The organism is Psychromonas arctica (assembly GCF_038155225.1).
In the GTDB taxonomy this organism is placed as follows: domain Bacteria; phylum Pseudomonadota; class Gammaproteobacteria; order Enterobacterales; family Psychromonadaceae; genus Psychromonas; species Psychromonas arctica_B.
The window spans coordinates 1-229 of the sequence record NZ_JBAKBA010000223.1 but is presented as its reverse complement, the minus strand read 5'-3'; the positions used below and the strand labels follow the sequence as shown (position 1 = coordinate 229).

At 43.7% G+C, this 229-nt stretch carries 1 protein-coding gene; it reads left to right on the top strand.

Annotation, left to right across the window (positions count from 1 at the left end):
• Nucleotides 1-229 (top strand): alanine:cation symporter family protein (locus V6255_RS18350; protein ID WP_341629417.1); only part of this gene is annotated, 229 nt, incomplete at both ends.

The following is a 229-nucleotide window of genomic DNA, read 5'->3' as shown; positions in this document are numbered from 1 at the left end:
ATGACAGGTGTTCAACGTGGCTTATTCTCATATGAAGCGGGTATGGGTAGCGCAGCTAATGCAGCTGCAACCGCTTCGCCTTATCCGCCACATCCTGCTTCACAACGTTATGTACAAATCCTCGGAGTTTTTATCGATACCATTATTATCTGTACAGCAACAGCATCGATTATCTTATTAACTGGCGGTTTAGAATCATTCTCAGGAATGGGTGGTGTTGAAATAACAC